This window comes from Lentzea sp. NBC_00516 (genome assembly GCF_036346835.1).
In the GTDB taxonomy this organism is placed as follows: Bacteria; Actinomycetota; Actinomycetes; order Mycobacteriales; family Pseudonocardiaceae; genus Lentzea; species Lentzea sokolovensis.
Map to the genome: position 1 here is coordinate 5,497,228 of NZ_CP107840.1, position 26,324 is coordinate 5,523,551.

Sequence of the window (26,324 nt, forward strand, 5' to 3'; positions counted from 1 at the left end):
CCCGTTGCCCGCGGTGCTGCTCCTACTCTGGGCCGAGCGCCTCCAAGCGATCTGAAGATCGGATTTGAGGTTTTCCCTCGCGTGCCTCACGGGCGCCGTGCTGCTGGAAGACCGCCAGTGCCTCGTCCCACGCCGCCTCGTCACCCAGTTCGGCCAGTGACCGCAACGTCCTGGCGCGGAAGAGCGGCAGGGACAACGCCTCCCACCACCGCAGCGCCCGTTCGAGGTGGTCTCTGGCGTCGTGCGGCCTGCCCTGCGCCAGGTGCAGCTCGCCGAGGGTGCGCAGCACGAGCGCCTGCCCGAAGCCGTCCTGCATCTCGTTGCACGTCACCAGGCACGCCACCAGGTCGTCCTCGACCTCCGCGCCGCGGCCCTGCCTGATCCGGACCTTCGCCAGTGCCTGCACCGCGTACGCCGTCATGAGCCGGTCACCGCTGTCCCGCAACAGTTCCAGCGCCCGTTCGCAGCACGCCGCCGCCTCGGGCAACCGTCCGGCGGCCCGGTGCACGATGCCGACCGAGCGCAGCACGATCGCCTCGGCCCGGCAGTCCCCTATCCGCTGGTAGGCCTCCAGGGCGCGCAGACCCGCGTCGAGCGCGGCGTGCAGGTCTCCCTGTTCGGTCAGCACCCGGCTCCTGCCGTGCGCGGCCTGCGCGATCGCGCTCGGGTCTGCCAGGTCGGGCAGTGCGTTCTCCAGCGACACCAGGGCTTCCGCCAGCCTGCCGCGCTCGCGCTGCACGCTGCTGAGCGCCAGCCGGACGCTCGCCAGGCCGCGCCGGTCGCCGCCGGACTCGTACGCGGTGATCGCCCGCTGGTAGTAGTCCTCCGCCTCGTCGAAGCGGTCCTGCTCGAACCGCAGCCAGCCGAGCCCCGCCAGCAGCCTGGCCTCCCCCGCCCGGTCACCGGTCCGCCTGGCCGCGCCGAGTGCCGCGCTGTGCGTGCGCCACCACGGCCCGAAAAGGTTGTGCACAGCGAACCTGGACGAGCACAGCGTCGCCGCGAGGGTGGTCGCGTCCTCGCTGAGGTCGAGCTCGCTGACCCGTTCCGCCGTCGCGACGAGCCCGGCCTGCTCGGCGGCGAACCACTGCTCGGGGTCGGCGAGCTCCTCCATCACCATCCCGTCCAGGTGTGGCACGGCGTCGAGGCGGTCGGCGGCGAACGTCGCGCGCGGCATCCGGTCGCCGGCGATCCGCACCAGCGCCGACGCCGACCGGGCCGCGCGCGACGCGGCGGCGTGGACGTCGTGCACCGGTTCCTCGGCCTCACCGCGTTCACGGGCGAACGCGCGGATGAGGTCGTGCAGGTGGTAGCGGACCATGCCACCGCTCATCGACATGTCCACGAGCTGCGCGTCCACCAGGCGTTCGACGGTGTCCTCCGCCTCCGGCACCGGGCAGTCGAGCAGCGCGGCCACGAGCCAGGTACCGAAGTCCGGGACGCCGAGCAGGCCGAGCCGGCGCAACGCCACCCGTTCCCGCGCGGGCATGCCGTCGTAGCTCAGCGCGAGACTCCCCCGCACCTCCAGGTCACCGACCTGCAGCACCCGCAGGACCTCACGCTGGTCCGTCAGCCGGTCGGCGAGCCTGCGCAACGGCCACAGCGGCCGCGCGGCGAGCCGGGCCGCCGCGATCCGCAGGGCGAGCGGCAGGTGCCCGCACAGCCGGGCGATGCGCAGCGCCTGGTCCCGGTCCGCGTCGATGCGGGCCTGCCCGGCCACCCGGCCGAGCAGGTCCAGCGCCTCCGCGTCGCCGAACACGTCGAGACCGAACTGGGTGCCGCCGCCGAGCGCGTCGAGGCGCCGCCTGCTGGTGACGAGCAGCGCGCACCCGTGACCGCCCGGCAGCAGTGGGCGGACCTGCTGCTCATCGGCGGCATCGTCGAGAACGACGAGCATGCGCCGGTCCGCCAGCAGCGTCCGGTAGAGCTGGGCGCGTTCCGCGAAGCCGTCCGGAACGGCCGTGTTCGCGACGCCGAGCGCGCGAAGGAAGCCCGCCAGCACGTCCGCCGGCTCCGCGCGGACCGGCTGCAGCCCGCACAGGTCCGCGAACAACCGGCCGTCCGGGAAGTGGTCCGCGACCTCGTGGGCCAGGCGCACCGCGAGGGCCGACTTGCCGACCCCCGGCTTGCCGGAGATCACGCACAGCCTCGTGCCCGCGCGCAGCCGACGGGTGAGCTGGTCCGCTTCCCGCGTGCGGCCGGTGAAGTCGCCGATGCCGAACGGCAGCTGGTCCGGACTCTTCGGCAGCGGCGTGGGCAGCGCCAGGCCGTTGTCCCGCAACACCTTCTCGTGCGCGGCGCGCAGTTCGGGCCCCGGCTCGACCCCCAGCTCGTCGAGCAGCAGGGCCCGGCCGTCCCGGTAGCAGGCGAGCGCGTCGGCCTGCCGGCCCGCCTGGTGCAGGGCGAGCATGAGCCTGCCGCGCATCGGTTCCCGCAGCGGATGTTCCGCTACAGCCGTCGTGAGGGCGTCGACCAGCGCCCCGCCGCGGCCGAGTCCCAGCTTCGCCTCCGCGGTGTCCTGCACGGTGACCAGCCGCAGTTCCTCCAGCCGCGCGCGCTCCGTCTCGACCCACTCCCCGTGCGTGTCGCCCAGCGCCGGCCCGTCCCACAACGCCAGTGCCGCGTCGAACCGGCTCGCGGCCTCCTGGAGAGAGCCGTCGGTCAGCAGTCCGCGGCCGTCGTCGACCAGCCGGGTGAACTCGTGCAGGTCGACCTGGTCCGGGCCGGCGCTGAACAGGTAGCCGCCGTTGCGCCTGCTGATGGCGTCACCCAGTGCCCGCCGCAACGCCGACACGTAGGTGTAGAGCGAGGACCGGGCCGTGTCCGGTGGTTCCTCTCCCCACACGGCGCCGACCAGGTGATCCATCCCGACGACCCGCCCGGAGTTGACCACCAGCAGCGCCAGCAGCGTCTTCGGCTTGGGCCCGCCGAGCGGAACAGGTCTGCCGCCGACGAAGGCCTCCACCGATCCCAGCAGGCGGATGCGCATGTGTCCCCCCAGACAACCGGCACCGTAATCACCAGACTGATCTCATCAGCAGTCTGAGTCATTAAAGTGATCGGGCGCCGACTGTAGACTTCTCGCGTGGGAGACGTCAACGAGGCCGCTGCCGCCCCCGGGACGTTGGCGGAGAAGGTCGATCACCTCTTCCGCGAGGTGCGTCCGAGCGGCCGGAAACCGTTCACCCATCCCGAAGTCTCGGCCGCGACCGGCCTGTCGACCGGGCTGCTGTCCGCGTTGCGGTCCGGCAAGAACACCAACCCGACGAAGGACACCCTGCAACGGCTGGCCGACTTCTTCGGCATCCCGGTCGCCTACTTCTTCGACGACCAGACGACCGAACAGGTCACCGCGCAGATCGGGCTGGCGGCCGCGATGCGGGACGCGGGGGTCGCGAGCGCCGCGGCCAGGATGGTCGGGTTGTCCCCCGGCAGCGTGGACGCGGTCCGCGCGCTGACCGAGCAGCTGCGCAAACTGGAGGGCCTCGGGTGAACAGGCTGGCCGCCAAGCTCGACCTGCCACGCCCGTTCGACATCCACGAACTGTGCGGCCGCATCGGCGCCGAGCGAGGCCGGCCGATCGTGCTGACGCCCTTCCCCATGACGTCGCTGGGACCGTGCGGGCTGTGGCTCGCCGGCGAGCACGCCGACATCCTCTGCTTCGAGCAGCACACCTCCGTGCTGCACCAAGAGCACATCATCCTGCACGAGCTCGGGCACGTCCTGCACGAGCACAGCGGCGCGGAGACGATGGGGCAGCTCTTTCCCGACCTCGGCGGAGAAACGTTGCGGATCATGCTGGCCCGTCAGCACGACACCTTCTCCGACCGCGCGGAACGGCAGGCGGAGGACTTCGCCTACGCCGTGCTCGCCAGGGCCAGCAGGGCGTCGGGCTTCCGCCGCGTGCTGGAGGCCTGAGCGTGGCGGCGGCCGTCGCGGCACACCTGGTCCTGGTCGCCGTGATCGCCGCGGGCACGCTGAACCGCTGCCTCGCCTGGCGGCGCAACCCGTCCGACCAGGCGGCCCGCGCGGTGGTCTTCGCGTTGGTGTGCATGGAGATCTCGACCGCGCTCGGGCTCTCCGCCGTCTACTGGCCCGTCCACCGCGCGTTCGGGGAACTGCCGGGTTTCCCGCAGTTGCCACAACACCTGGCGAGCATGGGAACGGCGTTCTTCGCCGTTGTGTTCACGCTCGCCGTCGTCAGGCCGGATGCGCCCGTCCGCTCCCGTGCCCGACTGTTCGCCGCGGCCTCCGCGCTGCTGGCCGTCTGCTACCTGCTCGGTCCGGTGCGCCTCGGGTTGCCGTTGCTCGGCGAACGTGGCCACGCCGACGCGGGTGTCCTCGCGTACGTGCTGGTGTGGCAGGGCTACAGCTCGTTCGCGATGGCGGACGTGCTGAGGCTCGCGTGGCTCCACCGCACGCGGGAAAGCGGTGTGCTCAGGGCGAGCCTGACACTGATGGGGATCAGCTGTGCGCTGATGATCGCGTACGCGGTGCACAAGGTGACCTACTCGATCGCCGTGTGGCTGGGTACGCCCCCGCCCTGGGCCGAGCACGGACTGTCCGGGGTGCAGATCCTGCTGATCGCGCCGGCCGGGATGTTCCTGCTCGCCGGCCTGCTGCTGCCGTCGGCGAGCGCGGGACTGCGCAGACACCTCCTCCACCGGCGACTGGCTCCGCTGGCGACCGCGCTCGGGGTCAGCTCGCCAGGCGTGCGTGGTTCCCGTGCGCGGTTGCTGAACCAGGTGATCGGCATCCGGGACGCGCTCATCGGCCCGTTGCGTTCCCACCTGGACGCCGCCGTCTACGACGCGGCACTGGCGTCTGCTTCAGCCGCGGGACTCAACGCGCGGGCCTGCGCCGAAGCGGCGTGCATCGACGCGGCCCTGCGCGGCGGGCCAGGAGGCCTGCTCCCCGAGTTCCACACGCCCGCCGCGGACGAGGAGGCGGACTGGCTCGCCGAGGTGAGCTCCGCCTACGCCGCGCTTCAGACGAGCAGCGGCAGCATGGAGTGGCGCCGCCGGACGACCGCGCCGTAGCGGGCGTCGATCCGCAGCCACGAGTCGGTCGCGGTCACCCGGACATCGCCGTCCTCGCCGAGGAAACCCATGCCCGACAACGCGAACAGGACCCGCAGCGCGATCTTCACGTCCAGTCCGGACCCGCTGACCGTCAGCACCGTCTGGTCCAGCAACGAGGCCGGCGGCGTCCCCTGTGGCCCGGTGTTCTCCCTGGCCACCTCGACGCCCTCGTCCGCGATCTTCGCGACGACCTCGACCGGCAGCCGGTCGACCACCAGCCAGCCCTCGGCGGGCGGCAGGGCCGAGCGCCACATCAGGTCCTTGGCAGGACCGGGGTCGATGCGTTCGTCGCGCATGACCGCGAGGCCCGTCAGCAGCTCCGACCCGGACACCGTGACGTCCGCCGGAGTCGCCTGTCCCGCAACGGTTCGCGTGGCGAGCGTGTCGAACGGCGTGGCCACCCACGCGTCGAGCAGCTTCTCGTCGCGGTTGCGCAGCCGCACCACGGACTGCGCGTCGAGCCGCACCGCCCGCGCGGCGAACGCCCCGAGGTCGTCTCTCTCGGCCGCGTCGGCCAACACCAGCTCAGGCACCGTTTCCCCCTGCCCGCCACCCGGCGAGAAAATCGCGCTCGGCCTCGGTCAGCCGGCGCGGTCGTGCTGTCGTCACGTTGTAGGGCGCCATGAGCGTCTCCGCCTTGACCACCACCGGGCTGTTCACGTCGCGGCTGCCGCGCACCACGTAGTCGAGCGTCAGCGACGCGGACTTCAACTCCCGCACCGACATCTCCACCAGAACGTCCTCGCCGGTGAACACGATCGGCGCGAGGTACTCGACCACGAGCTTCGCCACGACCATGCCCTCGGCCAGTTCCTTGACCCCGTGGCGGGCCGCCTCGGTGAACAGCAGCTCGATGCGGGCCTCTTCGAGCAACGTCACCGTGTTCGCGTGGTTGACGTGGCCGAACGCATCCATGTCCGACCATCGCGGCCGCACACCAGTGACGAAGACACCCATGCAGGGACCCTACCGTCCACGAACCTTCACAGGACCTCCACACCAGCCGATTGAAAATCGATAGGCAGCTCTCGATACTCGATCTATGTCTCGCGTAGTGGTGTTCTTCCTGCAGGCCCTGCTCGCCGTCGCGGTTCTCGGCGGCCTGTTCGCGCAGGTCGTGGTGATCCCGGGGACCGCGGAGGGCGAGGTCGAACTCTTCCCGCCCTACGAGTCCGTGCGGCTGCCGTTCGTGGTGTTCGCGATCGTCTTCATCGCGTGCCTTCAAGTCCTCGCCGTGGCGTTGGGCGGAATGCTGCAGCGGGCGGGTGAGGGCACCGTGTTCGAGTCCGGCGCGCTTCTGTGGACGAACATCGCGATCGGCGCCATCGCCGGCGGTGGCATCGTGCTCGGGTCGCTGTTCGTCTACGTCACGTTCGCGGACATCCCCTCGCCCGCCGACGGCATGGAGGTCCTCGGGCTGTGGATGGGTTCCGCCGTCGGCACCATCGCGGCGATCGGTGTCGCGTTGCTGGTCGTCATCGGACGGCAGTGGCTCGGCAGGGCGATCGCCCAGCGCGCGGAACTGGAGCAGGTCGTCTGAGAAACGCCGGGGCGCCGCGGAGGGGATTCCGCGACGCCCCGGTTCTCGTTCGTGCTCCTGCTAGCGGACCATGCTCCGCACCTGGCGGGCGGCGACGGACAGGGTCGCCAGGTCCAGCTGGTGGACCCGGTTGATCTCCTCCAGCGCGCCACGCGAACGCGCCAGGCGGGAAGCGTTGGCCTGCTCCCACTTGGCGATCTTCTCGGTCGCCGTGTCGCCCTCGTCGCTCGCCCTGAGCACGTCGACGGAGATGGCCCGCAGCGACGAGTAGAAGTCGTCGCGGAGAGCCAGCCTGGCCAGGGCGTGCCAGCGGTTGCCGCGCTCCAGGTTCGTCACCGAGTCCAGCATGTGGTCGATGTCGAGGTGGTCGGACAGCGAGAAGTACAGCTCGGCCGTCTCCCGGTGCGTGCGCTCCGGGCCCGCGCCGCCGGTCGGGCCGAACTCGCGTTCGGCGAGCTCGGCGATCTCGGTGACGTCGAGCAGGCCGTACATGTAGAGCAGCGCGGCCACCTTGCGGGCCAGTTCGGCCGGGACGCCCTGTTCGACGTAGTGGTCCGCCTTGCTCGCGACCACGTGCAGTTCCTTGCCCTGCAACAGGTCGAAGGCGTACGGGCTGAGCTCCTCGACCACGCCGCGGAAGCGGTTGATCGTCGAGCCCACCGCGAGCGGCTGCGGGCGGTTGGACAGCAGCCAGCGGGACGCGCGGTCCAGCAGGCGGCGGGTCTCCAGGACCATGCTGTCCTGGACGTCCGTCGGCACCACGGTGTCGAGCGCCTGGATCTCACGCCAGATCGACGGCAGGTCGAAGACCTCGGTGACGACGGCGTAGGAGCGGACCGCGTCGGTCGCCGACGCGCTCATCTCCTCTGCCAGGCGGAAGGCGTAGGACACGCCACCGCCGTCGACCACCTCGTTGACGACGACCGTGGTGATGATCTCCTTCGCCAGCGGGTGGTTCGGGATGGCCGTGCCGAAGCGTTCGCGCAACAAGGTCGGGAAGTAGACCGGCAGCTTGTTCTTGAACGTGTCGATCGTCGGGATCTCGCTCGCCAGCAGCTCTTCCTTCAGCGTGAGCTTGGTGAAGGCGAGCAGCGTGGAGAGCTCCGGCGAGGTGAGGCCCTGGCCGTTCTTCTCCAGCGCCTTGAACTCCGCCGCGCTCGGCATCGCCTCCAGCTTGCGGTTGAGGGCGCCGCGAGCTTCGAGGTCAGCCGTGAGACGCGCGTGCACCGACAGCATCGGTGCGGCGTGCGCCCGGCTGACGCCGAGGACGTTGTTCTGCGAGTAGTTGTCCGCCAGCACGAGTTCGCCGACCTCGTCGGTCATCTCGCTGAGGACCTCGTTGCGCTGCAACTGTTCCAGCGACCCCTCCCGGACCAGGTGGTCCAGCAGGATCTTGATGTTGACCTCGTGGTCGGAGCAGTCGACGCCGGCGGAGTTGTCGAGCGCGTCGGTGTTGACCTTGCCGCCGGTGCGCGCGAACTCGATGCGGCCGCGCTGGGTCAGGCCCAGGTTGCCGCCCTCGCCGACGACCTTGACCCGCAGGTCGGCGCCGTCGACGCGGATCGCGTCGTTCGCCTTGTCACCGACGTCGGCGTGCGACTCGGTCGACGCCTTGACGTACGTGCCGATGCCGCCGTTCCAGAGCAGGTCGACCGGCGAGAGCAGGATCGCCTTCTTGAGCTCCGGCGGCGACAGCTTGACCACGCCCTCGGGCAGGCCCAGCGCGACGCGGGCCTGTTCGGAGATCGGGATCGACTTGGCCGTGAGCGGGAAGATGCCGCCGCCCTCGCTGATCAGCGAACGGTCGTAGTCGTCCCACGACGAACGCGGCACGTTGAAGAGCCGCACGCGCTCGGCGAACGAGGTGTCCGCGACCGGGCTCGGGTCGATGAAGATGTGCCGGTGGTCGAACGCGGCCACGAGCCGGATGTGCTCGGACAGCATCATGCCGTTGCCGAACACGTCACCGGACATGTCGCCGATGCCGACGACGGTGAACTCCTCGGTCTGCGTGTCCACACCGAGCTCGCGGAACGAGCGCTTCACGCTCTCCCACGCGCCCTTGGCCGTGATGCCCATGGCCTTGTGGTCGTAACCGATCGAGCCACCGGAGGCGAACGCGTCGCCGAGCCAGAAGCCGTAGCTCTGGCTCACGCCGTTGGCGATGTCGGAGAACGTCGCGGTGCCCTTGTCCGCGGCCACGACGAGGTACGTGTCGTCGCTGTCGTAGCGCACGACCTGCGGCGCGGGCACGACCTCGTTGTTGATCAGGTTGTCGGTGAGGTCGAGCAGGCCCGAGATGAACATCTTGTAGCAGGCGATGCCCTCGGACATGAAGTTCTCGCGGTCGATGCCGGGGTCGCCCGTCGGGGCGATCGGCTTCTTGACGACGAAGCCGCCCTTCGCGCCGACCGGCACGATCACCGCGTTCTTCACGGCCTGCGCCTTGACCAGGCCGAGCACCTCCGTGCGGAAGTCCTCGCGGCGGTCGGACCAGCGCAGGCCACCACGCGCGACGCTGCCGAAGCGCAGGTGCACGCCCTCGATCCGCGGCGAGTACACGAAGATCTCGAACTTCGGCCGCGGCGCTGGCAGGTCCGGGATGGCCTGCGGGTCGAGCTTGACCGACAGGTACGGCCGGGCGTTGCCGTCGGCGTCGCGGAAGAAGTAGTTCGTCCGCAGCGTGGCGTTGATCAGCGTGAGCAGGCTGCGCAGGATGCGGTCGGCGTCGAGGCTCGTCACGTCGTCGATCAGCTTGCCGGTCTCGACGACCATCGTCTCGGTGCGGTCGACACGCGTGGAGTCGTCGAGCCGCGGGTCGAACCGGGACTCGAACAACGCGACCAGCGCGATCGCCACGCTCGTGTGGCTGAGCACGGCGTCCTCGATGTAGTCCTGCGAGTACGGCGTGCCCGCCTGACGCAGGTACTTCGCGTACGCGCGCAGCATCGCGGCCTGCTGCCAGGTGAGCCCGGCCTGCAGCACCAGCGAGTTGAACCTGTCGACCTCGGCCTCACCGCGCCAGACGGCGGCGAACGCGTCCTGGAACCGCACGCGCACCTGGTCGAGGTCGGACTCGGACAGCTGCGCGAGCGCGGCCTTGTCGATGCGCAGGCCGAAGTCGTAGATCCAGCACTGCACGCCGTCTTCGCGGGCGATCTCGTACGGCCGCTCGTCGACCACGATGACGCCCATGCGCTGCAGCATCGGCAGCACGTCCGACAGGGTGATGCCCTCGCCGGTCACGAACAGCTTGAAGCGCCGCTCGCCCGCCTCGGCGTCCTCCGGCACGTAGAAGACCATGTCGAGGCCGCCCTCGACGAGCGCCTCGATGCGCCGGTAGTCCTCCAGACCGATGGCGGCGTTGAAGTCCTCCTTGTAGGCCTCCGGGAAGACCGCGGCGAACCGCTGGCCCTGCTCCGTGGCCGACTCGGCGCCGAGCTCACCGCTGTCGCCCGTCACGGCCTCGACCATGCGGTCGTCCCAGCTGCGGATGGCCTCGGCGAGCTTGCCCTGGATCGCGTGGACGTCCGGCTCCAGCGTGCGCGAAGGCTCCGTGTGGACCATGAAGTGCACGCGGGCCAGCGCGGACTCGCCGATGCGCGCGCTGTACTCGAGGTTCAGGCCCCCGAGCTCGGCGAGCAGCACCTCCTGCATCGCGAGGCGGCTCGTCGTCGTGTAGCGGTCGCGCGGCAGGTAGACCAGGCACGAGAAGAACCGGCCGAACGGGTCGCGGCGCAGGAACAGCCGCAGCCGGCGGCGTTCCGCGAGCGCGATGACGCCCGTCGTCGTCTGGTAGAGCGTGTCGGCGTCGACCGAGAACAGCTCGGTGCGCGGGTAGTTCTGGATCACCTCGAGCATCCGCTGGCCCGAGTACGACTGCAGTGGGAAGCCCGCGCGATGGATGACCTCGCGCACGCGGCGTTCGATCACCGGGATGTCGAGGACGTCCTCGTGCAGCGCGGTGGTGCTGAGGATGCCCAGGAACCGGTGCTCGCCGGAGACGTTGCCCTCGGCGTCGAACGTCTTCACGCCCACGTAGTAGGGGTAGACGCTGCGGTGCACGCTGCTCTGCGCGCTCGCCTGCGTCAGCACCAGCAGGTCGGGGCTCAGCGCCTGCGCGCCGTTGTCCGGCCCGGCGGTGAGGCTGCGCGCCGCGAGGCTGTCCTGGCGCAGCACGCCGAGCCCACTCGCGAGCACGGCCCGCAGCGCGGGTTCGCCGCCCTCCCGCACCAGCTCGTACTGCCGGTAGCCCATGAACGTGAAGTGCCCGTCCGCGAGCCACTTGAGCAGCTTCGAGCCGTCCGTGGTGGCCTCGGACGAGTCCTTCTCCAGCTCCTCTGCCAGCTGCAGCGCCGTCGTGACCATGCGGTCGGTGTCCTCGACGACCTCGCGGACGTCGGTCAGCACCGTCAGCAGGCGTGTCTCGAGCTCGCGGGCACGATCGGGGTCGGTGATGAGGTCGACCTCGACGTTCATCCACGACTCGGCCAGCGCGTCCGAGGGCGGATCGGCCGGGTCGGCCGTCGGCAGCACCTCGATGCGCTCACCGGTGACCGGGTCACGCCGCACGACGACGATCGGGTGCACGACGCGCTGCACCTGCACACCACCACGCGTGAGCTCGGACGCGACCGAATCCACCAGGTACGGCATGTCGTCCGTGACGACCTGCACCACGGTGACGGGACACTGCCACCCGTCGGTACCGCGGGTGGGGTTCAGAATGCGCACCGCGGCGCGTCCGGGAACGCGGCTCTCGGCGAGCTGGTAGTTCGACCGCACCGCTCCGACCAGGTCCACCGGGTCGTCGTCGTTGACTTCCTCGGCGGGCACGTGGCGGTAGAACAGGCGGATCAGATCAGCGAGTTCGGGGGCATTGGCGGCGGCCCGTTCGATCAGCTCGTCACGGACCTGCTCAGGACTGGCCGTTGGACTGCCATCACCCGCGGCGGGGGCCGCAGAGATGTCGTCGGTTCGGGTCGGGGCTCCAGTCGAGGTCATCTTCAGGCGACTCCACGCTATCCGGCACCTCTGTGTGCCGGGTCCGACCCCACCCTAGATGGGGTGGCGGCCGTCACCGGCAACGGGAGGGGCACTGACGGACCACTGAATCGTGGGCTGAATCGAGTCACATCATCAGTGGTGACAAGGCTTTTCGCATCGTGCGACGCGCCGGGACACCAGCCGGCTCCGGCAACCTCCACCAGACCCGGCACCCGGCCGATCCACAGCATTCATCCGATCATGGGTGTGACCACCACCGAACCGCGGGAGATCACCGGCCGGCCCACTCCAGGTCGCCGTCCCGCCGCCCCCGCGCCTTCTCCCCCGCCACCGGCCGGACGGGGTTGGGCAAGGCTTGAGGTGTGGTGCTGGCCACCATCACACCCCGGGCAACGTCCAGCCCGCCGGTCCGTCGTGACGAACGCGGCGAATGGGACCGGTGGTCTCGCTGTCCGGCGCGGCACCCACCGGGGCGATCGGTCCGGTCTTCTCCTGCTCGGACTCCGCGGGCGGCTTGGAGAGGAAGTAGGAATCCTGGTTCGGCTGAGGGATGCCGAACGACGGCGTGGTGGTGAAGGCGAGGTCTGTGCCCGGCAGGCTTTCGGGCTCCGCCGGGGGCTGCGCGGAGCCGAAGGACTGGCTCGGCCGAAACGGCGTGTCCGAACCGGACGAGGTGTCCGCCGCCGAGTTCTGATGCGAACCGAACGACGAACCTGGTCGAAACGGCGTGTCCGAACCGGACGGGGAGTCCGCAGCGGAGTCCTGCTGGGTACCGAACGACAGGCCTGACCGAAACGGCGTCTGCGAACCGGATCCGGCTTCCACCTCAGGATCCTGCTGGGAGCCGTCCCGGCCATGCCGCGACGGTCCGTCCGAACCGGGCTGAGCTTCCTCCGCCGGATCCTGCTGCGCCCCGAAAGACCGCCCTGCCCGGAACGAGACTTCCGAACCAGACGCTGTGTCCGCTGTGGAGTCCTGCTGGGAGCCGAACGACAAACCGGGCCGAAACGGCGTCTCCGAACTGGGCGAGGCCTCCGCCGCCGGGTCTTGCTGGGTGCCGAACCGGCCAGGCCGGAACAGTCCGTCCGAGCCGGGCTGGGCCTCTGCCTGTGACTCGTGCCGGCCACCGACCGACTCACCCCGCCGGAACAACGCCTCCGAACCGGGCGAGGTGTCCGCCGCGGCATTTTGCGGGTCGCCGGTCGGGGCATCCGTCGCCTGGTCGGGCTGCGAGCCGAAGGAGAGGCCCGTCCGGAACAACGCCTCCGAGCTGGGCTGGTCCGCGGTTGCGGGCTCCTGGGAGCCGAAGGGCCGGCCCTGCTGGAAGAGCGCGTCCGAGGACGGCCTGGCCTCTGCTGACCGTCCCAGCTGCGGGCTGAAGGGGCTGCCTTGACTGAAAGGGGTGTCCGAACCTGCTTGCGGGTCTGTCGTCGCGCCTTCTGCCGAGGGGCGTTGTGCGCCGAACGACTCTCCTGTCCCGAAGAGGGCGTCCGCGGTGGTGGACGGCTCGGGTTCGGTGGTGCGGTCGGGGGTGGCTTCCGGCTCTGGTTCGTCGGCTGACCAGTGCGGGGCGCTCAGGTCTACCGCTTCCAGTTGTTCCTCGTCGGAACGGCGGCCCGTCTCGTAGGCGACGAGTGCTTCGGCCAGCAGGTCGGCGAGGCTCAGGTCGCTCGGCCTGCGGCGGCTGCTGGGACGGCCCGTCCGATCACCGGGGTCGTTCGTGGTGGCCGGGTCGGGCTGGCTGACCGCGCGGAAACCTGTCTCGGTCGGCGCCTCGGAACTCGCCGAGGCGAAGCCGTCCGGCTGGGTCGCGAGGTCTGGCTGTGCGGCCTCTTCGGGCGACTCGGGCTGCGTGCTGTAGCCCGTGTCGGAGTCGAAGCCTGGTTGGGCGGCGAAGGCCGGCTGGGTGCCGAAAGCCTGGGTGCCGAAAGTGGATTGCGTGCCGAAGCTGGTTTGGGTGCCGAACGCCGGCCGGGGCTGCTCGGCCTGCGACTGCACCTGTACCGGGGTCGTGGGGACGTCCGAGGTGTCGTCGTCCATGTCCGCCGAGCTCAGGAACGTGGTCGACATCAGGTCTGGTTCCGGGGCCTGCGGGATCTCGGCCGGGGTCGGCACGGACGGGATCGGGTCCGGGATGGACGGGAGCGGCTTGTGTTCGGGCTCCGGGTCCTCGTCCGGGTGTTCCGCGGGAGCGGGCGGCGTGGGGATCGAGACGGCGGGCCTCGGCTTCGGGGTGCTGAAGTCGAGGCCGCTGAAGTCCAGGTCGGGGAGTTTGCGCTCGTCCGGGTCCGCGGCGGCGGCCGGGAAGCCTCCTGCCGGGGTGTGCAGGGGGTACGCCGGTTCGTCGAGGTGCGGGCCGAAGTCCGGGGCCGCCGGTGCACGGGAGAACGCCGCGGACAAGCCTGAGCGGGTCGGACCGTCCTGGGTGTCCTGGTCCGCGAAGTAGTCCGGCCGGGCCGGGCCACCCGAGTCCGCGAAGAAGTTTCGCGGCTGCGCGGCCTCTGCCGCCGGGTCGGTCTGGCGCAGGCCCGACGGGGGTTCCACGCGCCACGACGGGGTTTCGGACTGGGATTCGGCGTCACGGGCCCGGCGGCGGCCTCCTGCTCGCAGGCCCTGGGCCTTGAGCATGTCCAGCACGCTTTCCGACTGGGAGCTCGACGCCTCATCACGCGCGGCGGCCTCGGCACGGGCCGTTTCCTCGCGGGCGGCGGCTTCTCTGGCCGTCTCCTCGCGTTCCACGGCCAGGCGGGCGACTTCCTGGTGCGCCGCTTCCTGACGGGCGACGTCCCGGCGGACCGCTTCCTGGCGGGCTGCCTCGCGGCGGGCCTCCTCCTGGCGCACGGCTTCCTGACGGGCCGCCTCCTGACGGGCCTGCTCCTGGCGCACCGCTTCCTGGCGAGCGGCTTCCTGCCTGGCGGCTTCCTGGCGCGCGGCCTCTTCGCGAGCCGCCTCCTGGCGAGCGGCCTCCTGGCGGGCCGCATCTTCGCGGGCGGCCTCCTGGCGCGCGGCTTCCTCGGCGGCCTGGGCTTCGCGTTCGGCCTGGGCGCGCTGCTCGGCGCGGGCCTGGCGTTCCGCCTCGATCTGGCGGCGGGCCTCGCGCTGCAACTCCATGAGCTGCTGCTCGACCTTGCGCTTGCGTTCCTGCTCGACGGTGAGCTGCGGCTGCGGCTCGGGATCAGGAAGTGCTGGTGTGATGGGGATTTCGGCGATCGTGGTGGGCCGGTCGTCGTCGATCTCACCGGCGGCCACGCGGGCGGCGCGGCGACGGCCGCTCACCATGGCTCCCGCGGACGCGATCAGGCCGGAGGCGGGGACGGTGCGGTCAGAGGAGGGGGAATCAGATGACGGCAGGGATTCGGGTGGCAGTTCCACTGGTTCCGGGGTCTTGTCATCGGGCTCGCCGAACGGCTGGACCATGCGCCACCGGTCGGCGGCGTGTTGTCGGGCCGCGGACAAACCTTCCACGGTCATGTCTTCGGCAGCGCGCCGGACGCGCTTGACCTTCAGCCCATCGCCCTTGCGGACCTGGACCTGGCGCCACTGCCGAAGTTGTTGCTTCAGTGCGGCGGTCAGCACGCCGTCGGTGACCACCTGCATGCCCTCGATCGGGCGGAGCACGCTCGCCAGCTGCTGGTGCAGGTCGGCCGGCTGGCGGTGGACACCGGAGAACTCGGCGGCGAGCCGGGCGCGCACCGCGTAGACGGCGCGGGCACGGCGGCGTTCGGCGGCATGGGCTGAGCGCAGGTTCTTCAGCGCGTCGGCCAGTTCGCCGGACACCTCGTGCACGTGGGCCAGCGCGAGCAGGCTTTCGGCGAGCAACGTGTCGAGCTGGTGGCGTTCGGCGCTCGCCGCGGCTTCGCGCAGCATCTCGCGGGCCAGCGCGACCCTGCCGGCGGGCAGGTGCACGCGCGTGGCCAGAGCCAGGCGCAACCACCCCGTCGTGGACGCCGACGGCGCGCGCACCGGGAGGTCGAGCATCGGGGTGCCGACGTCGCTGGCGTCGAGCAGGCGGTTCGCGTCCATCAGCGAGAGCACCAGTTCCAGCGTGAGCCGGCCGGCTGCCTGGCCGCTGTCCGCGCACGGATCGGAGAACCTGCTCAGCAGGTCGAGGCCTTCTCGTGCGGCACCGATGGCGGCGGCGAGGTCGCCCCACCGCCGGTGCTGCGCGGCCTGCACCGCGCGGATCAGGCCGCGCAGCAGCAGACGCGTGTCGTCGTCGAGCGTCGTGTCGGCGACGTAGAGCTGGTCCGCCTCGGCGAGAGCCCGCGTGGGCTCGTCGCCGCGGCCGACCGTGACCAGGCATTCGCTGGCCTGCACCAGCGCTGAGGCCCGCAGTTCCGCGGGCACGTCCGGCGCCTCGAGCACCGGTGTGACCGCGGCGAACCCCGTCAGAGGGGCTCCCACGGACCGCGCGCACGCCGCGAGTTCGACTCGCAGCAGCCACGCGGTCTCGTGTTCACCGGCGGCCTCTGCCGCCTTCAGCGCGTCGATCGCCCTGTCGGCGATGCGGACGCCGCGGCCCACGCGATTGCTCGCGAAGACCACCAGCGACTCCGCCCGCAGGCGGTCGGCTTCGTCGCGGCGGGTGGTGGCGAGCGCGAGTGCGCGCTCGCCGAGCACCAGAGCGAGCTCCGGTGCCCGCCAACGCAGCATCCAGGCGGGCACGACCAGCGTGCTCACCTCGACGTTCGCCTGCGCCTCGCCCCTCGCCGCCACGACGTCGCCGTTGCCCTCTCAGTCCCGTGTCAGCTTGCGGTAGGTGACACGGTGTGGCCTCGCGGCGTCGGCACCCAGGCGAGCGAGCTTGTTCTTCTCGTAGCCCTCGAAGTTGCCCTCGAACCAGTACCACTTCGACGGGTCTTCGTCCGTGCCCTCCCACGCGAGGATGTGCGTGGCGACGCGGTCGAGGAACCACCGGTCGTGGGAGATGACCACGGCGCAGCCGGGGAACTGCTCGAGAGCGTTCTCCAGCGAGCCGAGGGTCTCGACGTCCAGGTCGTTGGTCGGCTCGTCCAGCAGGATCAGGTTGCCGCCGAGCTTGAGCGTGAGCGCGAGGTTCAGACGGTTGCGCTCACCACCGGACAGCACGCCCGCGGGCTTCTGCTGGTCCGGGCCCTTGAAACCGAACGCGCTGACGTACGCGCGCGACGGCATCTCGACGTTGCCGACGTGGATGTAGTCGAGTCCGCCGGACACGACCTCCCACACGTTCTTCTTCGGGTCGATGCCGCCGCGGTTCTGGTCGACGTAGGACAGCAGGACCGTCTCGCCGACCTTCACCACACCGGCGTCGGGCTCCTCCAGACCGACGATGGTCTTGAACAGCGTCGTCTTGCCGACGCCGTTCGGACCGATGACGCCGACGATGCCGTTGCGCGGCAACGTGAACGACAGCCCGTCGATCAGGACCCGGTCGCCGAAGCCCTTCTTGAGCTTGTCGGCCTCGACCACGACACTGCCCAGACGCGGGCCCGGCGGGATCTGGATCTCCTCGAAGTCGAGCTTGCGGGTCTTCTCCGCCTCGGCCGCCATCTCCTCGTAGCGGTCGAGACGCGCCTTCGACTTGGCCTGGCGGGCCTTGGCGCCGGAACGCACCCACTCGAGCTCGTCCTTCAGCCGCTTCTGCAGCTTCTGGTCCTTCTTGCCCGAGATCGCGAGACGCTCGGCCTTCTTCTCCAGGTACGTGGAGTAGTTGCCCTCGTAGGGGTGGGTCTTGCCGCGGTCGATCTCGAGGATCCACTCGGCGAGGTTGTCCAGGAAGTACCGGTCGTGGGTGACGGCGAGCACGGCGCCGGTGTACTGCGCGAGGTGCTGTTCCAGCCACAGGACGCTCTCCGCGTCCAGGTGGTTGGTGGGCTCGTCGAGCAGCAGCAGGTCGGGCTTGCTCAGCAGCAGCTTGCACAGCGCGACACGGCGGCGCTCACCACCGGAGAGCTTGGTGACGTCGGCGTCCGGCGGCGGGCAGCGCAGTGCGTCCATCGCCTGGTCGAGCTGCGAGTCGATGTCCCACGCGTTCGCGTGGTCGAGCTCCTCCTGGAGCTTGCCCATCTCCTCCATCAGCTCGTCGCTGTAGTCGGTCGCCATCAGCTCGGCGATCTCGTTGAAGCGGTCCAGCTTCACCTTGATCTCGCCCAGGCCCTCCTGGACGTTGCCGAGGACGGTCTTCTCCTCGTTGAGCGGCGGCTCCTGCTGCAGGATGCCCACCGTGTAACCGGGGGCAAGGTAGGCCTCGCCGTTGCCGGGTGTGTCCAGCCCCGCCATGATCTTGAGCACGCTCGACTTGCCGGCGCCGTTGGGACCGACCACACCGATCTTCGCGCCGGGGTAGAACATGATCGTGACGTCATCGAGGATGACCTTGTCACCGTGCGCCTTGCGCACCTTTTTCATGGTGTAGATGAACTCGGCCATGGCGGCGATCGTAGAGCGGTGCTCAGAGGCTCCTGACCTCGGTCGCCGACAAGCGGCCGCCCACCCCCGGATCGAGCGTCACGCGACTCGGTGACCAGCCCGTTCCGTTCGAACGTGAACGACTCTCGGCGATCGGTCCTCAGCGGCCCCGATCTACGAGCTTCCCTCCTTCTTCGTGGTTCGCAGTACGTACATCTTCTCCGGCGCTGCCGCCGGATCGGGCGGGTTCCCGAAGTCCGGGCACGGGTTGCCCCGAACGGCTCAGAACGGAACGGGTTCCCCGGCGAGATCTTCGGCGGCCCGCGGTTCAACGAGCGGGGCGGAGCCCAGTGACTGCACCCGGCTCAAGTCCAGCCCGACGTGCAACGCGTCCAGGCTGAACGCCTGCCGCTTCACGTCGTCCTTCTCGTAGTGACGGATGCGCAGCTTGCCCTGGACGATCACGGGATCACCCTTGGACAGCGTCGTCTTCACACTGTCGGCGAGCTTGCGCCAGCACGAGACACCCAGCCACAACGTCTCACCGTCCTCCCAGTCGCCCAGCGCCGTGTTGTACCGGCGCTCGGTCGAGTTGATGCGGAAGAACGCGTTCGTCCTGCCGTCCTCGCCGTGCTTGTACGTGATCTCGCTGACGACAGTTCCAACGACGGTGATCACGGTGGAATTCCAGGACATCGGGCTTGCCTCCAGGTCGCGGGGTTCTGGTCCAGGTTGCTCCGGAGGCGGGCGGTGCGGGCGGGGTGGCGGCGGATCTGTGGACAACTCGCGGGGTGTGGACAGGTCGAGATCTTGAAGAGCCTCGGACCGCGGAATTGTCGGGGGCGTGTGCTAGTGCGGCGCTGGAGCCAAGCGAGTGAGTGAGCGCCCACTCATTGACATGAGTGAGGACTCACTCATACAGTTGCGGACGTGTCAGAGGAACCACGCCGCCGCCGCGCCCCCGCGATGAGCCCGGAAGATCGCCGCGAAGCGATCGTCCAGGCCACGCTGCCGCTCGTCGTGAAGGCCGGCGCGAACGTCACCACCAGCCAGATCGCCGCCGCCGCCGGCATAGCGGAGGGCACGGTGTTCCGCGTCTTCAAGGACAAGGCCGAGCTGCTCGACGCCGTCATCCAGCGGGCCCTGCTCTCCGACGAGGAAGTGGCCCGCATCAAGGCGGTGCCCGCGAACCTGTCCATCGAGAAGCGGCTCGTGGAGGCGACCAGCACGGTCAGCGGCTACCTGGACCGCATGTGGAGCGTCATGGGCGCGCTGCGCGAGTCCGGCTATCAGCCGAGCCAGGAGGACCACGAGAAGCACAAGGGTCCGCAGGCGGGCATGCAGCGCGTCTCGAACGCGATCGCGGAGCTGTTCAGCGACGCGGACCTGCGCACCAGCCCCGAACACGCCGCCCGCCTGCTGCTCGGTTTCGTCTTCACCAACCGCTTGCAGGGCAAGGGCTTCGGCGAGACCACGGTCGATCCGGAGCAGCTCGTGGAGCTGTTCCTGCACGGAGCACTCAAACCAGGGGGAGCAAATGACTGAGCTCATGATCGAAGCCCACGAGGTGAGCAAGAAGTTCGGTGACGTGACCGCTCTCGACGGCGTGAGCGTCACCGCGAAGAAGGGCTCCGTGCTCGGCCTGCTCGGCCACAACGGCGCCGGCAAGACCACGCTGGTCAACCTCCTCACCACGATGCTGCCGCCGTCCAGCGGCAGCGCGAAGGTCGCGGGGTTCGACGTCGTGAAGCAGAGCCACGAGGTCCGCAGCCGCATCGGCCTCACCGGCCAGTTCGCCGCCGTCGACGAGCAGCTCAGCGGCCACGACAACCTCGTGCTGATCGCCCGCCTGCTCGGCGCCAGCCGCAAGCAGGCCCACCAGCGCGCGGACGACCTGCTGGAGCAGTTCGACCTCACCGACGCCGCCAAGCGCAACGCCAAGACCTACTCCGGCGGCATGCGGCGCCGCCTCGACCTGGCCGCGTCGCTGGTCGGCAACCCCGAGGTGCTGTTCCTGGACGAGCCGACCACCGGCCTCGACCCGGCCAGCCGCCTCGCGATGTGGGAGATCGTCGAGAAGCTCGTCGCGGACGGCACGACCGTGCTGCTCACGACCCAGTACCTCGACGAGGCCGACCGGCTCGCCGACTCGATCACCGTGCTGTCCCACGGCAAGGTCGTCGCGTCCGGCACGAGCTCCGAGCTCAAGGCCCAGGTCGGCCAGCGCACGGTCACCGTCACGCTCGACTCGGTGTCCGAAGTGGACATCGCGCTGACGGCCATCAACTCCGTGGGGCTACACCCCGTCGCGGAAGGCCTCACGCTCACGACCCCTGTCAGCGGGTCACGCGACCTTGCGACGGTCGTGCGCGCGTTGGACGACAACGGCTTGGAGGCGCACGAAATCGGCCTCAAGGAGCCCACGCTGGACGACGTCTACCTCACTCTCGCCGCGAACTAGGGGGAAATCATGGCGACCTTGACCTGGCACGGCAGCAGTTACCCGACGCAAGTCCTCGTGCTGACCGGCCGTTCGCTGCGTGCACTGCTGCGCACGCCCGCACTCGTCTTCTTCAGCATCCTGCAGCCGTTGATCATGCTGACGTTGTTCAGCCAGATCTTCGGCAGCATCACGTCCACGGCGAACTTCCCGCCGGGCATGAGTTACATCAACTACCTGCTGCCCGCGATCCTCGTGAACACCGCGATGCAGTCCTCTCTCGCGTCCGGAATCGGGCTCGTGCAGGACATGTCCAACGGTGTGCTCGCACGGTTCCGTTCGCTGCCGATCCGTCCGAGCACGGTTCTGCTGGCACGAAACCTGTCCGACGCCGTCCGCACCGCGTTCCAGCTGGTGCTGATGATCCTGTTCGGCGTGCTGGTGTTCGGCTTCCGCCCGGACGGCGGCATGCTCGGCACCCTCGCCGCGCTGGGTCTCGCGCTGGTCGTCGGATGGGCGCTGAGCTGGGTGTTCATCGCGATCGCCGCGTGGGTGCGCAAGGCGGAGCTCATGCAGACCGTCGGCTTCCTGGCGATGTTCCCGCTGATGTTCGCGTCCAGCGCGTTCGTGCCGGTCAACGGCCTGCCGGGCTGGCTGCAGGCGATCGCGAAGGTCAACCCGCTGACCTACGCGGTCGACGCCGCCCGCAGCCTGGCGCTCGCCCACCCCGTCACGGGCGTGCTCGGCGCACTGGTCACGAGCGGCTCGATCGCGGTGATCGGCGCGTTCTTCGCGGTCCGCGGTTTCCGCCGCCCGCTGTCTGTTTGATCTTCTGTCCTTGCTGCGCTAACCCTTTCCGGCAATTTTACGAAGCATCGCGTTGTAGGCCTCGAGGTCGGCGTCCCCATCGGCGTCGGCCTTGCGGTCGTAGCGCTTCGCGTCCCGGCCGTCCTGCCGCGCCCACTGCGTGAGCAGGGCGACCATGACCACCAGCAACGGGATCTCCCCCGCCGCCCACGCGATGCCGCCGCCGAGCCGCTGGTCCTCCAGCAGGTTCTGCACCCACGGCAGCGCCAGGCCGCGGTAGAACTGCTCGCCGATGACGGTCGCGGAGCTCATCAGCACGACACCGAAGAACGCGTGGAACGGGATCGACGCGAACAACAGCCCCAGCCGGCCGAGCGGCGGCAGCTTGTTCGGCGACGGATCCACGCCGATCACGGGCCAGTAGAAGACGTAGCCGGCGAGGATGAAGTGCGCGTTCATCGCGAGGTGCGCCCAGTGGAACGGCAGGGCGGCCTCGAAGAGCCCCGAGAAGTACAGCGCGTAGAAGGAACCGACGAACAAACCCAGTGCCACGAAGGGGTTCGTCAGCAACCGTGCGACCGGTGACTGCACGAAGGCCAGCACCCACTCTCGCGGACCCGGCACCTCCTTGTTGACCGGCAACGCGCGCAACGCCAGCGTGACCGGTCCACCCAGGACGAACAGGATCGGCGTCAGCATGGACAGCACCATGTGCGCTTCCATGTGCACGCTGAACATCGCCGGCGAGTACCGGCCAATGCCCGACGACGTCGCGAACAGCAGCGAGAAACACCCGCACAGCCATGCGACCGTGCGTCCCACTGGCCACTTGTCGCCGCGCTTGGTCAGCCTGCGCACGCCCAGCACGTAGAACAGGGCGAGGGCCAGCGCCGCGGTTCCGAAGATCAGGTCGAAGCGCCAGTCGAACAGGATGGCCGCGAGCGTCGGCGGTCCGTCGAGGTCGTAGCCGATCGCGATCTCCGTGCGGCTGGGCAGTTCGGTGCTGCCGCCGGGCGGAGGCGTGCGGGCCAGCGCCACGGCCAGGCCGATCGTGAACATCATCAGCAGGACTTCGAGGCCGGCGAGCTTGAGCAGCGCGTGCGGCTTGCCGTCGATCACGCCCTTGACGCCGCGTTCGCGCTGGAAGTAGCCGAACACGCCGAGCAGCAGCAGGCACGCCAGTTTGCCGAGCGTCAGCCAGCCGTAGGTGGACGTCACGAGGTCGACCGGCGTGATGCGCACGAGCGCGTTCACCACGCCCGACACGGCCATGACGATCCAGCAGACCAGCGCGATCTTCGAGAACCTCGTCGCGGCGAGGGGAAGGTGCGCGCCGCCACGCCTGCCGTGCGCGAGCAACGCGATCAAGCCGCCCACCCACAGCACCGCGGCGACGAGGTGGAACAGCAGGCTGTTCGTCGCCATGTCGTGCGAGCCGCCCGACGACGAGTGTCCTGTGACGGCGACCGGTATCAACGCGAAGATCGCCCCGAACAGCAGGACCGTCGTCCATCCCCACGACAGCACCAGACGGCAACCGAGCGCGAGCAACGCCACGATGATCGCCGTGAACAGCCATGCCTTCGACTGCTCCAGCAGCATCGCGGTCGCGATCATCTGGCTGAAGGTGAACGAGCTCACCGGCCGGTCGATCGCGGCCGCCGTGGTGAACGGCACCGACAGCAGGGCACCGACGAGCCACACCATCGCGAACCAACCGGCGGTGCGCATCGCGGCGTAGCCGTCCGCTGCCAGAGTGCCGGACTTCTGCGGTGGCACGAGGAACGCCGCCAACAACAACGAGCCGATGGTCACCACCGCACCCGTCTCGGTCAGCACGCGCACGATCTGCACCCCTACTGGAGGGTTGCTCTCGATCGAGCTCAGTGCGACGGCGGCGAGGGACGCCACCGCGAAGCCGATGACGACGAGGGGCACCAAACCCGTCTTGGTGGAGCGTTCGATTGGCACGCCTGGAGCCTACGACGCTCTAGTGTTGCGCCGTGTGAGACGTTCTCTCCTCCTCCTACCCGTGCTGCTCTCGCTGGCCGGCTGCGCGTACTCGATCCAGGGCGAACCCGTCGCCGCGCCGCTGCCGCCCCTCGCCATCGCGACGCCGCGCAAGACCGCGGGGGTGGACCCGTGCACCCTGGTGACGGAGAAGGACCTCAAGCCGCTCGGCACGCTCAAGTTCCAGCCCGCACCCCGCGCCGAACTGGCGAACTCGTGCCTCTACGCGCTCAACGAAGGCCCGTACGTGCTGGTGGCGGTCCCCTACCGGTCGTTCGACGATTCGAAGAAGTCGCAGATGGCAGGGCGTGAGATCGACACCGCCAAGCACGCCACCTGGCTCAGCTGCACCCGGCCGGCCGCGGACAAGGACATGGTGTGCACGGCCACCATCGCCGTGACGCGCGACGAGTCGTTGATGGTCGCCATCGGCATGGCCAGTGGCGCTGCCGAGAGCAAGGTGACCTCCGCGCTGGAGCCGATCAGGCAGGAAGCGCTCAAACGGATGCCGCCTGCCTAGCGGCCCTCCTGGCCAGCCAGGTCGCCGGGATGATCAGCGCCGTGACGAGCGCCACGAACCCGAGCGACAGCACGAGAGAACTGACGTGTGCGAGCCCGCCCACGATCGGCGGTCCGGCGAGGAAGCCCGTGTAGGCGATCGTCGTGACGAGGCCCAGTTGGCGTTCGCCGCCGCTGCCGTCCGCGCGTTTGCCGGTCTCGCTCGCCAGATCCATGACCACCGGGAACGAGAACGCGAGCCCCAGCCCGGCCAGGCCGAACCCGACGTATCCGGCCGCCGGCAACGGGACCACGACGGCGAGCGCCAGACCTGTTGCGGCGAGGCCACCACCCGCGGCGAGCAGGCGATGCGGGCCGAGACGGCGTTGGATCGGTTCGCCGAACCACCGTGCGAGCGCCATCGCGACGGAGAAGCCCGCATAGGCGTACGCACCTGCCGCGTCGCCCATTCCTCGCTCACGCACCATGAACAACGCCGACCAGTCCGCCGCCGCCCCTTCCGCGATGGCACTGCACAGCGCGACGCTCGCCAACAGCCAGAGGACCGGGCTCTTGAGCACGTTGGCGTGCTCGGCGACTTCTTCCCTATGACGCTCCCCTACTCCTCCGGGGATGTTCTTCGCGATGACCGCTGTCACGACAAGACCCACGCACGCGGCCACGAGGAAGTGCTTCATGGGCGTCCAGTGCGCCTGAGCGGCGGCGGCGCTGCCCAACGACCCGATGAGACCACCGACGCTGAACCCCGCGTGGAACTGCGGCATCAACGGGCGTTGCAGGGCTCGAACGACGACGACCGCGGCGATGTTCATCGACACGTCCATCATGGCGATGCTCGCGCCGAGAGCGACGAGCGTCAGTCCGAACTGCAGCGGTGACTGCGACAAGGCGAGCACGGGCAGAAGCAGCGGACTGAGGAGGCTGCTCGCTATCAGGACTCCACGCGACCCGTAGAGCGCGCAGATCCGTGCCGCCAACGGCGCCGTGAACGCCAGGCCGGCACTCGCCCCGAGCAGCGCCAGACCGAGGCTGCCCACGTCCGCGCCGATCTGCCCGGCGAGTGCCGGCACGCGGGAGGCCCAGGTGCCGAAGACAGCGCCGTTCAACAAGAAGACGACGAACGTGGCAAAGCGCGGAGACATGCGATCCAGCATGACTGAAGCGCTTCAGCGGCGCCACCGATCGGGGTGCGATCTCTCGCATACGATGCGTCCGTGGACTCCGACCGCCGACGCAGGCCGACGCTGGACACCGTCGCCGCGGCCGTAGGGGTCTCCAGGGCAACGGTGTCGAACGCGTACAACCGGCCGGACCAGCTGTCGTCGTCGTTGCGCGAACGCATCCTCGAAACGGCGCGGTCTCTCGGCTACTCGGGACCCGACCCGGTCGCCCGCTCGCTGGCGACCCGTTCGTCCGCGGCAGTGGGTTTCATGCTGCCGCAGGGCCTGTCCGGCGCGTTCTCGGATCCAGCCCTGTCGATCGTGCTCGACGGCCTGGCCCAGACCGTCGACGGCCACGACCACAGCCTCGTGCTGATGCCTGGCGACTCCACCGGCGGCCCGCGCCCCTCGATCGTGTCGCGCGCACAGGCGGACGTGATGGTCGCCTACTCACTGCCCGACTCGGCGCCGGCCCTGGACGCCGTCGCCGCCCGCGGACTACCTCTCGTGGTGATCGACCAGCCGGTGCTGCCGGGCTCGGCGCGAGTAGAGGTGCAGGACTACACCGGCACGTCGGCCGCCGCGGCACACCTGCTGGCGCTGGGACACCTGAGGTTCGGCGTGCTGACCTTCGCGCTGCACCCGGACGGAGTATCCGGACCGGTCTCGCACGAGCGCCGTTCGGCCGTGCCGTTCCGCGTGAGCCGCGACCGCCTGGGCGGCTACCTCGACACTTTGGCAAAAGCAGGGGTGGAACCGGACAATGTTCCGGTGTGGGAGGCGCGCGGCAGTGATCGCGAACTCGGACGTCTCGGCGCGCGGTGGTTGCTCACCCGCACGCCGCGCCCGAGCGCTTTGCTGTGCACGTCGGACCAACTGGCGTTCGGAGCCCTCCAAGCGGCCCGCGATCTGACGTTGACCGTCCCGGGAGACATTTCGGTCGTCGGCTTCGACGACGTCCCCGAAGCGGCCTACAGCGACCCGCCACTGACTACTGTGCGTCAACCCCTGGCCGACAAGGGCCGCCGAGCCGGCGAACTGGCGCTGAAGTTACTGGCCGGCGGAAGACCGCCACGGCCGACGAGACTCGATGTTTCCCTCGTGGAGAGAGCCTCAACGGCCCCACGGACGTGATCCGCGTCACGTTTAGACAATTTTCGTCACCCGTTTGGACGTAGGGCGGAAACGGTCGATCGACTCCGGACGATGTGTCCGGTGGGGGCACCGGTGACCACGCGTCGTGGTCACTTTCGCACCCCTCCAGCCTCTGTAGCTCAGTGGAGAGAGCGAGGGACTTCTAATCCCGAGGTCGCAGGTTCGAATCCTGCCAGGGGCGCTGGAAAATATGGCCGCTGACCTGCATCGACAGGTCA

The 26,324-nt window shown here is 69.7% G+C and carries 18 protein-coding genes and 1 tRNA gene; 10 read left to right on the forward strand and 9 right to left on the reverse strand.

Going from position 1 to position 26,324, the window contains the following annotated elements; translation table 11 throughout:
• Positions 1 to 22: 22 nt before the first annotated feature.
• Positions 23 to 2,986, reverse strand: coding sequence for an AfsR/SARP family transcriptional regulator (locus OG205_RS24310; protein WP_330270390.1), 2,964 nt, complete (start codon positions 2,984 to 2,986; stop codon positions 23 to 25).
• A 96-nt stretch (positions 2,987 to 3,082) separates the two neighbouring features.
• Here OG205_RS24310 and OG205_RS24315 point away from each other — a divergent pair, with 96 nt between their 5' ends.
• From OG205_RS24315 to OG205_RS24325, 3 genes are read left to right on the forward strand one after another with little or no spacing between them, the layout of a single operon-like run.
• On the forward strand, positions 3,083 to 3,490 hold the full coding sequence (locus tag OG205_RS24315) for a helix-turn-helix domain-containing protein (RefSeq protein WP_330270391.1): 408 nt from the start codon (positions 3,083 to 3,085) through the stop codon (positions 3,488 to 3,490).
• Entirely contained in the window at positions 3,487 to 3,915 is a 429-nt protein-coding gene (locus OG205_RS24320; RefSeq protein ID WP_330270392.1) for a hypothetical protein, read from the forward strand. Before OG205_RS24315 ends, OG205_RS24320 begins: the two co-directional genes overlap by 4 nt.
• Before the next feature lie 2 nt (positions 3,916 to 3,917).
• The gene (locus OG205_RS24325; RefSeq protein ID WP_330270393.1) at positions 3,918 to 5,036 is read left to right on the forward strand and encodes a DUF6545 domain-containing protein; all 1,119 of its coding nucleotides are present in this window, start codon (positions 3,918 to 3,920) and stop codon (positions 5,034 to 5,036) included.
• On the opposite strand, the gene OG205_RS24330 is transcribed toward OG205_RS24325, so the two are convergent.
• Entirely contained in the window at positions 4,985 to 5,611 is a 627-nt protein-coding gene (locus tag OG205_RS24330) for a hypothetical protein (protein WP_330270394.1), read from the reverse strand. The two genes, OG205_RS24325 and OG205_RS24330, sit on opposite strands and share 52 nt — an antisense overlap.
• On the reverse strand, positions 5,604 to 6,035 hold the full coding sequence (locus OG205_RS24335; RefSeq protein WP_319981759.1) for an acyl-CoA thioesterase: 432 nt from the start codon (positions 6,033 to 6,035) through the stop codon (positions 5,604 to 5,606). Before OG205_RS24335 ends, OG205_RS24330 begins: the two co-directional genes overlap by 8 nt.
• An 85-nt stretch (positions 6,036 to 6,120) precedes the next feature.
• On the opposite strand from OG205_RS24335, the gene OG205_RS24340 reads away from it, so the two are divergent.
• Positions 6,121 to 6,618: a DUF2975 domain-containing protein gene (locus tag OG205_RS24340; RefSeq protein WP_330270395.1), complete on the forward strand. Its 498-nt coding sequence runs from the start codon at positions 6,121 to 6,123 to the stop codon at positions 6,616 to 6,618.
• 60 nt (positions 6,619 to 6,678) lie between these two features.
• Here the strand turns inward: OG205_RS24340 and OG205_RS24345 are convergent, their stop codons facing one another.
• From OG205_RS24345 to OG205_RS24360, 4 genes are all read right to left on the reverse strand, one after another.
• Entirely contained in the window at positions 6,679 to 11,622 is a 4,944-nt protein-coding gene (locus tag OG205_RS24345; RefSeq protein WP_330270396.1) for an NAD-glutamate dehydrogenase, read from the reverse strand.
• Positions 11,623 to 12,003: 381 nt separating this feature from the next.
• Positions 12,004 to 16,341 carry a histone H1-like repetitive region-containing protein gene (locus OG205_RS24350; protein ID WP_330270397.1) on the reverse strand — a complete coding sequence of 1,446 codons (4,338 nt, stop codon included), beginning with the start codon at positions 16,339 to 16,341 and terminating at the stop codon, positions 12,004 to 12,006.
• Between the two features lie 18 nt (positions 16,342 to 16,359).
• Entirely contained in the window at positions 16,360 to 18,036 is a 1,677-nt protein-coding gene (gene ettA / locus OG205_RS24355) for an energy-dependent translational throttle protein EttA (RefSeq protein ID WP_330270398.1), read from the reverse strand.
• A 261-nt stretch (positions 18,037 to 18,297) separates the two neighbouring features.
• Positions 18,298 to 18,693: a single-stranded DNA-binding protein gene (locus tag OG205_RS24360; RefSeq protein WP_330270399.1), complete on the reverse strand. Its 396-nt coding sequence runs from the start codon at positions 18,691 to 18,693 to the stop codon at positions 18,298 to 18,300.
• 252 nt (positions 18,694 to 18,945) lie between these two features.
• Between OG205_RS24360 and OG205_RS24365 the strand changes: the two genes are divergently transcribed.
• The 3 genes from OG205_RS24365 to OG205_RS24375 are packed head-to-tail and all read left to right on the forward strand — an operon-like array spanning position 18,946 to position 21,283.
• Complete coding sequence (locus tag OG205_RS24365) at positions 18,946 to 19,560, forward strand: TetR/AcrR family transcriptional regulator (protein ID WP_319981764.1); 615 nt, start codon at positions 18,946 to 18,948, stop codon at positions 19,558 to 19,560.
• On the forward strand, positions 19,553 to 20,476 hold the full coding sequence (locus OG205_RS24370; RefSeq protein WP_330270400.1) for an ATP-binding cassette domain-containing protein: 924 nt from the start codon (positions 19,553 to 19,555) through the stop codon (positions 20,474 to 20,476). The genes OG205_RS24365 and OG205_RS24370 overlap by 8 nt, the downstream gene beginning before the upstream one ends.
• A 9-nt stretch (positions 20,477 to 20,485) precedes the next feature.
• Positions 20,486 to 21,283 carry an ABC transporter permease gene (locus OG205_RS24375; protein ID WP_330270401.1) on the forward strand — a complete coding sequence of 266 codons (798 nt, stop codon included), beginning with the start codon at positions 20,486 to 20,488 and terminating at the stop codon, positions 21,281 to 21,283.
• Positions 21,284 to 21,301: 18 nt separating this feature from the next.
• Here OG205_RS24375 and OG205_RS24380 read toward each other — a convergent pair whose 3' ends face one another.
• Positions 21,302 to 23,233, reverse strand: coding sequence for a cytochrome c oxidase assembly protein (locus OG205_RS24380; RefSeq protein WP_330270402.1), 1,932 nt, complete (start codon positions 23,231 to 23,233; stop codon positions 21,302 to 21,304).
• A 34-nt stretch (positions 23,234 to 23,267) separates the two neighbouring features.
• Here OG205_RS24380 and OG205_RS24385 point away from each other — a divergent pair, with 34 nt between their 5' ends.
• Complete coding sequence (locus OG205_RS24385; RefSeq protein WP_330270403.1) at positions 23,268 to 23,792, forward strand: hypothetical protein; 525 nt, start codon at positions 23,268 to 23,270, stop codon at positions 23,790 to 23,792.
• Here OG205_RS24385 and OG205_RS24390 read toward each other — a convergent pair.
• Positions 23,770 to 24,933, reverse strand: a complete 1,164-nt coding sequence (locus OG205_RS24390) for an MFS transporter (RefSeq protein ID WP_330270404.1) — start codon at positions 24,931 to 24,933, stop codon at positions 23,770 to 23,772. The genes OG205_RS24385 and OG205_RS24390 overlap by 23 nt on opposite strands.
• 72 nt (positions 24,934 to 25,005) lie before the next feature.
• On the opposite strand from OG205_RS24390, the gene OG205_RS24395 reads away from it, so the two are divergent.
• Positions 25,006 to 26,085, forward strand: coding sequence for a LacI family DNA-binding transcriptional regulator (locus OG205_RS24395; protein ID WP_330270405.1), 1,080 nt, complete (start codon positions 25,006 to 25,008; stop codon positions 26,083 to 26,085).
• Between the two features lie 129 nt (positions 26,086 to 26,214).
• A tRNA-Arg gene (locus tag OG205_RS24400) sits at positions 26,215 to 26,287 on the forward strand.
• The last annotated feature ends 37 nt before the right edge of the window (positions 26,288 to 26,324 follow it).